General features: G+C 29.0%; 9 protein-coding genes. 1 reads left to right on the top strand and 8 read right to left on the bottom strand.

The genetic code is table 11. The features are described 5' to 3' along the window. Positions 1-381: 381 nt before the first annotated feature. The 8 genes from OA86_RS14995 to OA86_RS14960 form a co-directional block, all read right to left on the bottom strand. A complete protein-coding gene (locus tag OA86_RS14995) occupies positions 382-873 on the bottom strand; it encodes a hypothetical protein (RefSeq protein ID WP_039355103.1) in 492 nt (163 codons plus the stop codon). Next, positions 827-2458 (bottom strand): glycoside hydrolase family 19 protein, encoded by a 1632-nt coding sequence (locus OA86_RS14990; RefSeq protein ID WP_039355101.1) that lies wholly within the window; start codon positions 2456-2458, stop codon positions 827-829. Before OA86_RS14990 ends, OA86_RS14995 begins: the two co-directional genes overlap by 47 nt. Before the next feature lie 3 nt (positions 2459-2461). Beyond that, a complete protein-coding gene (locus OA86_RS15460; RefSeq protein WP_126340471.1) occupies positions 2462-2938 on the bottom strand; it encodes a DUF4280 domain-containing protein in 477 nt (158 codons plus the stop codon). 194 nt (positions 2939-3132) lie between these two features. Beyond that, the gene (locus OA86_RS14980; RefSeq protein WP_126340472.1) at positions 3133-3636 is read right to left on the bottom strand and encodes a hypothetical protein; all 504 of its coding nucleotides are present in this window, start codon (positions 3634-3636) and stop codon (positions 3133-3135) included. Between the two features lie 238 nt (positions 3637-3874). Further along, positions 3875-4522: a hypothetical protein gene (locus OA86_RS14975; RefSeq protein ID WP_039355097.1), complete on the bottom strand. Its 648-nt coding sequence runs from the start codon at positions 4520-4522 to the stop codon at positions 3875-3877. A gap of 165 nt (positions 4523-4687) precedes the next feature. Next, on the bottom strand, positions 4688-5188 hold the full coding sequence (locus tag OA86_RS14970; RefSeq protein ID WP_039355094.1) for a hypothetical protein: 501 nt from the start codon (positions 5186-5188) through the stop codon (positions 4688-4690). A gap of 163 nt (positions 5189-5351) precedes the next feature. Further along, positions 5352-5819, bottom strand: a complete 468-nt coding sequence (locus OA86_RS14965) for a hypothetical protein (protein WP_039355091.1) — start codon at positions 5817-5819, stop codon at positions 5352-5354. Positions 5820-5976: 157 nt separating this feature from the next. Next, entirely contained in the window at positions 5977-6315 is a 339-nt protein-coding gene (locus tag OA86_RS14960) for a hypothetical protein (protein WP_039355088.1), read from the bottom strand. A 92-nt stretch (positions 6316-6407) separates the two neighbouring features. Here OA86_RS14960 and OA86_RS14955 point away from each other — a divergent pair. After that, positions 6408-6613 (top strand): transposase (locus tag OA86_RS14955; protein ID WP_039355085.1); only part of this gene is annotated, 206 nt, incomplete at its 3' end.

Genomic DNA, 6613 nt, shown 5'->3' with positions numbered 1-6613 from the left:
CTTATTTTGAACCTTAATTTCTTGGCTCGAAATAAAATCCTGGAAATAATTTTTAAAAGCAATAACTTTTCTTACTTTCATTTCACAAAGGTAATTTAAAAGTTACAATTTGACAGGTTTTATTTTAATGTTTCTTTCGGGGAAAAGTTGTCATAGCATATCCTACAACGGTTGGGTATTTGCGAAGAAAGCCCCTATGCGCAATATAATTTCGGGGCTTTTTTTGCAAATACCATGTTGTAGGATGCCTTTTTTAACATTATTTTGTTTTTTTTATTTTTACAAAGTTGTGGAATTTTGAAGCATAATTTTCATTTGCAGAAATTCATTTGGCTCTTTCCCAAACTTGTTTCGGAATTTTCTTTAAATCTGCTGAATAATTTATTTTTTTGATTTTTTCTTTAAAATTGGATATTTTTTTCCCCCAATACCAACTAAATATTTTTTGGGCAAAAGACTGACTTCCTTGTCGTTTTTATATTTTAACAATTCTACGTCGCTTGTCAAAATCCAATCACAATATTTTTTAGAATAATTATATTCTCTTGTATATTCTGTGTCATCTGACGAGTCAAAAAGGTAAATATTACCTCTTCCATAGCTTCCAATTGTAGGATCAGAAACATATCCTAAATTGAATATATATTTTTTATTTGTTTTACCCAAAACTATTGTTACTTGACAATACGGCTCTGTAATAAAATCTTGTACTCTAAAACATTTATAATTCATAACATCTTTTACATTATCTAAATTGAAATCTTGAACAATTTTGTTTTGTCCAAATATCAAATTTGCAAATAAAAATGTCGTAAAAACCGCTGTTTTATTTATCATCGTATTTTTCGAAAGTGCTTTTATGATCTTTTCCATATTGTTTTTCTTTCATTTTACTTGTTGAATATTTATATTTTGCTAAATCTTTTTCTAGACTACTAATATTTTTACATCTTTCTTTTACTTTCATTAATTCTAATATTTTCTTAACATTTTTAATTCTTACATCAAAATGATTAAAACCGCCATTTACTCCAATACTAATGTAATAAATATCATCTCTATCCGCTGCGAGATTAAGATTACCCCAAATTGAATGAAACTTCCAATACCAAGCAGATGCATCGCAAGCATTTGTAATATTTTTAGCAACGATATCAGGATTAGGTAAATATTCAGGATGTTTAATATAATCAAAGTATGCTATGTATGTATCTTTCCAAGTTATCTGTAATAATCCTTTTCCTTTGTATTTTGGACCATCTCCTTTTTCATCATTTTTATGTTTTAAGCATTCAAAGTATCTATTGTATTCTCTCTGTAATTTTTTTATTTCTGCAGATGTATATTTTTTGTGAATTTCAGCACTTAATTTTTTATCCTTTTTATAGTTAGCATAAGGTTTAAATTCATTGTATCCTTTTAAATGAGTAGAATAATCATAATCCCATCCATTTGCGTATTCAATCGTTGTATTTAAACTATCAGATTCTACTTGCACTTGTGCTAAAAAATGGGCTTTTCTTAAACAAGTATTGATATCATATAAATTCATTGCAGTATTAAGAGCCTTTGTAAATTCCGCATAGGTTTTCTGATTTTCTGGTAGTGGACATAGTTTATGAGTAAAAAGTTTTTTAGAATTATAAAAAGATTTTATATCATCTTCCGAAAATTCTTTTTGACAAAAACATTTTTTATCATCTTCGGTTTTTTCTTTCGGTTTCACAGTTTCCGAAGTTCCTGTTTTCACAGGACTTTGTGCGTTTTTCGGTACACTAAAACTTCCACTTTCATTTTTCACCTTCAATTCTTCTTCGTAGAAATTGTCTTCCTTGCCACTTTCCCAAACTTTTACTTTGTATTGATGCTCTTCAGCAGAAAGATTTTGTTGTGTTTGGATAGCCATTCCTTGGTGTAAAAGTACGGCACTTTTTGTTTTTACAATTCCATTTTTTTGTACAATTACCAGAGGTTCCCTACTTTTTGCAACTTCAATATCTTGTCCGTTTGCTGTATTATAAATTTTAAATTCTACCGCTTTTCCAAGCATATTAAGTGTATAAATCTGTAGATTCACGCTGTTCAAATATTTTGGTGAATCCTGCAAAATTTTATAATCTAAATCTGTGAAAAATACATCTATGATTTTTACTTCTCCATTTGCTTGTGGTGTAACATGTAATTCTACGGTTTCATCTTTGTAAGTCGCTTTAATTTGAAGATTTTTATTCAGTAAATTTTGTAAAAATTTATAGGTAGCTTTTCGTCCTTTCTTTTGTCCCGAAAAAGGAACTTTTTCGTATTCACTAAATCCGGTTGCCCAGTAAACTTGCCACAGAATTTCATCATCTTTTATAGAAGTAATATCAAATCCTTCCGAAAAAGTTACGTTGTATTCTTTGACATTTCCGATTACGGGAAAACGTTCTCCATTTATTCCTTTTAAAATGTTTCCCATAATTTAATTGTAATATTGGTTTTCGTCGAAATCTGCTTGGAATTCTTCAAAATCCATGAAAGGATTTAAAACATTCATCACTCTTGCATCTGCTTTCTGAACATGAGAATTTCCAATTTCAGCAGTTTGTCCATGATTTTTCACCGTAATTTTTCCACCAACTGAACACATAAGTAATGAAGTTTCAATGATGGCAGATTTTTCTAATATTTTTACTTTTTCGTATGGTTTCAACCATTTTCCTACGGGAACAAAACTACAAGGATTATTGTTTTTTATTGCACAACTTCCAAAACAAGTTGCACCTTCTTTAAATTGCACATCTTCTTCAGTTGCAGCCCATTTGTCGGAATCTGCACTATTGAAAATAGTTTTAGTATGCGAAGTAACTTTTAGAGTTGCAGGAATTGTTCCCTTGTCGCACATACATTTTGCACCATCTACAACGAAAAATTTGTCATCTTGTTCTTTGTTTTCCATTTTTTCATCATTTAGATTGTCACTTCTTGTTATGCGATATTTTTCTGAAAGGTTTCCTACAACGTTTGGGTATTTCTGTTGGCGGGGACTTTTTATAACAAGTCTTTGTAAATATAGCAAATTGAACAATTAGCTAAAATCTTGATGATAGGAACTTCCGCCCCGCTAATAGAAATACCGTGTTATGGGCAGTGCTATTTCTCACGATTTTTCAAGTTTTTAAATCCATTTTCTAACGGCTCAAATTCTTTTGAATATTTGTTAAATTGATATTGTGACGTTAGTTGGGATTCAGTTTTTGTTTCAATGTTTTTATCATTTATGTTTAAAGTATCATTTACAAAATTATATTTTCCAAAGTAATGTTGGCTTTCGCCATGCCAATATTCGTTTATTTCATAAGAATTGTCTTTGTAAAGTTTGATCTCATACCCTTTTACTTTCAAGAAATAATTGTTAGGAACATAGTATTCTTTCCAAATTTCTTTTTTGAATTGAAGATAATTGAAAAATATATTTAATGTAATTAAAAGTAAAAATATTATCACCAACACGTTTGTCGATCTATGTTTTGTTTTACTTTTTGACTCGTAAATATAGATAATTACAAAGTTTAGAAAAATGAGAACAGCAATTATTCCTATTGTTTTCAGAATATCATTTGACGCCAAGAAGTCTGAATATCTTTGTGTTTTCAATAGAAAAATTAAAATTAACACGATTAAACTTCCGTATTTGAAAATGATCTTCATCTATTTTAATCTGTAATTTGATTTTGAAAACAATATTTGTTAGCATTGCCCATAACGTCCGGGTATTTATGCAGGCGGGATAAAAATACGAAAACTTTCTACTTGCTAAAAACTTAATTAATCGCTAAAATCTTCGATGAAAACTTCAGACCCGCTTGTATAAATACCGTGTTATCACTCGTTTTTATTCCATTTTTTGAAAAACTTCCTCTATTTTTTCACGTAATAGTCGAATATGTACATCGGAATTATTTATTGACGATTTTTCCTTTAGTTTTCCAATTTTTAAACCGATACTGTAAAGTTCATCCTCTTCAAGGTCATACATTAAATTCCAATTCCCAGAATGTTCCATTTCATAATAATCAAGATTATGCTTTTCATCAATTAAAATTTTTTTCACATCTTCAAAATCAGAAATTGTTTGCGAAAACAAAGTTTTAATTTCTTGAGTCAATAAAATTTTTTCTCGAGCAAATTCACTTGAACATTCTACATAAATTCTAATCCACTCGTTTATTCTTGTTTTATATTTTGTGTGACCAAAAGAATTTAGATCAGTATTGAAAATGAGGTTATTGGCTAATTGGAATGTTGCAAGTTGATGGTAGATTTTTCTTAATGCGGAAATTTGCAATTCGTTGTATTTAGAAAATCTTATTTCGGATTTTTTTAGTTGTGCCTTAAATTTTTCAATCTTTGTTGATAGAATATATGTCTGCAGAATTTGTAGAAGAGCAATTAAAGCAGCAAAACAAATTAAAATTATAAGATGATATTTTTTGAAGTCTGAAAAATATTCATTTAATGTTTGCTTTAAAAGTTCGTTCATATTGGCGGATGTTGTTAAAATGAGTGATAACGGTTTGGTATTTCTGTTGGCGGGGACTTTTTATAACAGGTCTTTGTAAATATAATAAATTGAACAATTAGCGAAAATCTTTATGATAGAAACTTCCGCCCCGCTAATAGAAATATCTTGTTAGGCGACGTTGTTTTATAATTTTTGCAGTTTTAGTTTTTCAATTAACCACTTTTCAGTTTTCTTAATCGGTCTTATAAATTGAAAATAACACCATATCCCAGGTATTATTCCAGCAAGTGAAAAAAGAAATCTTTCAGGTAAAGTTGGTGTTCGTAGTATGTCATTTATTGTCCATTTTTCAGCAAAAAATGCAGCAGGAATAAAAACAATAACAAAAACTGCAAAAAAAAGAATTCTGAAATAACTTGGAGTAATTTTTACATTTGCAACCATGGAATTTTCATTTTCAATTTTCATTTTTATTAATGGAAATGATTCCAAAAAAGCGTCCAAACCAATAGAATAACGTTGAATTTTTATAGTTTTATTATTTTCTTCGTATTCATATTTGTCAATTTTCATTCCTAATAAATATTTTTCAGAGGTTTTTTTATCGAGAATATTTATGATTTCTGCGTATGAAAAATCAGTTTGATATTTTCCGTAAATTGTTAAAGGAAGTGTGATTTTCATACAATGTAGCCTAACGGTTGGGTATTTCTGCAGGCGGGGCTTAAAATGCAAACCCTTTCTACTTGCTAAAATAGTGAAAATATCGAAAATCTTCTTAATTATAAATTCGACCCCGCTTGTAGAAATACCATGTTAGGCGATGTTTTTTTCCGATAATTTCAATTTAATTTTTATATCTTTTTATATCAGTTTTATTATCTCTCCATTCAAACATATTTTGGATCCACAATGTCATAGAGTTTTTTTTGTATGGAACAGGAAATTCAAAAGTCATTATTAAAGGTTTCACAATTTTTAGACTATCAGTCTCAGCGTTAAGTACGAATTCAATTTTTTTAGATTTTATATTCGGGCTAATTATATATGAATCTTCAATTTTCATACTTTTTATTATTGAATCTGGTTTAATTCTTTTATAGTTTGATTTTATGAAAAAAATATTTGCTGGTACAATACCACTATTATCTTGACCATTTTCAGAGAATAATTTTTTAGTTTCCGCGGTATCACCTTTTTTAATCGACATAAAATAATTAGATACATCATTTTTCATCTCCTGATCATTGTTCTTACTCTTACAACCTGAAAGAAGTAAAAAACATGTTATAGAAAAAATTAAAATTCTTATCATATTAGTTTTTTTAAAATAGCGCCTAACGTTTTGCGTATTGGCGATGGTGCGGATTAATATGCCAAATCTTTCTATTATAAACTAATTTTCGGAATATCTAAAATGGTTAAACTACCGATTCCTCCGCACTATTGCCAATACGCTGTTAGCTGTGGTGTTATTCGCCCATATTGTAATAGTTTCTTAAAACTGCCCTTTCAAGTGTATAGTTTGCAATAGAGTCAAAAGTACTTATGTCAGTTGGTCGATATGATAATCCTCTACGAAAATACTCAATATATTGATGTACTTCTTTCGTTGTATCAAAGCATTTAAGTTTCTTATCAATAACTTTGGAACTTTTTATTTTTTTAGCATATTCATTTATTTTATTTTCAATTATTTGTATTTCTTCTTCAGATGTAATTTCCGAATCAACTATGAAAACATCTGTGAAATGAGCTACCTTGTCCTCTAATGCAGAATCATAAGTTGAATATACGACAATGCCATACATTTGTTTTCCAACATTTTCCTGTATATAATACCCTTGAAAATCTAGACCACTATTTAAGTTGAAATTATTAACTTTAAATAGTCGGAAAAAACATGAGAAAAATTAGAAGGAAATTTGATGGTAGTTTTAAAGCCAAGGTAGTAATTGAGGCTTTAAAAGAAAGAGAAACACTGCAGCAATTGGCATTGAAGTTTGAATTGCATCCCAACCAGATCTCTATCTGGAAACAAGAGTTTTTACAAAATTCTGCATTGATATTTGAGGATAAAGTCCAAAAAGAGATTTCAGATACGGATGT

Origin of the sequence: Kaistella jeonii (assembly GCF_000812865.1) — a bacterium.
Taxonomy (GTDB): Bacteria; Bacteroidota; Bacteroidia; order Flavobacteriales; family Weeksellaceae; genus Kaistella; species Kaistella jeonii.
The sequence above is the reverse complement of the archived record's forward strand: the minus strand, read 5'-3'. Positions and strand labels throughout refer to the sequence as shown.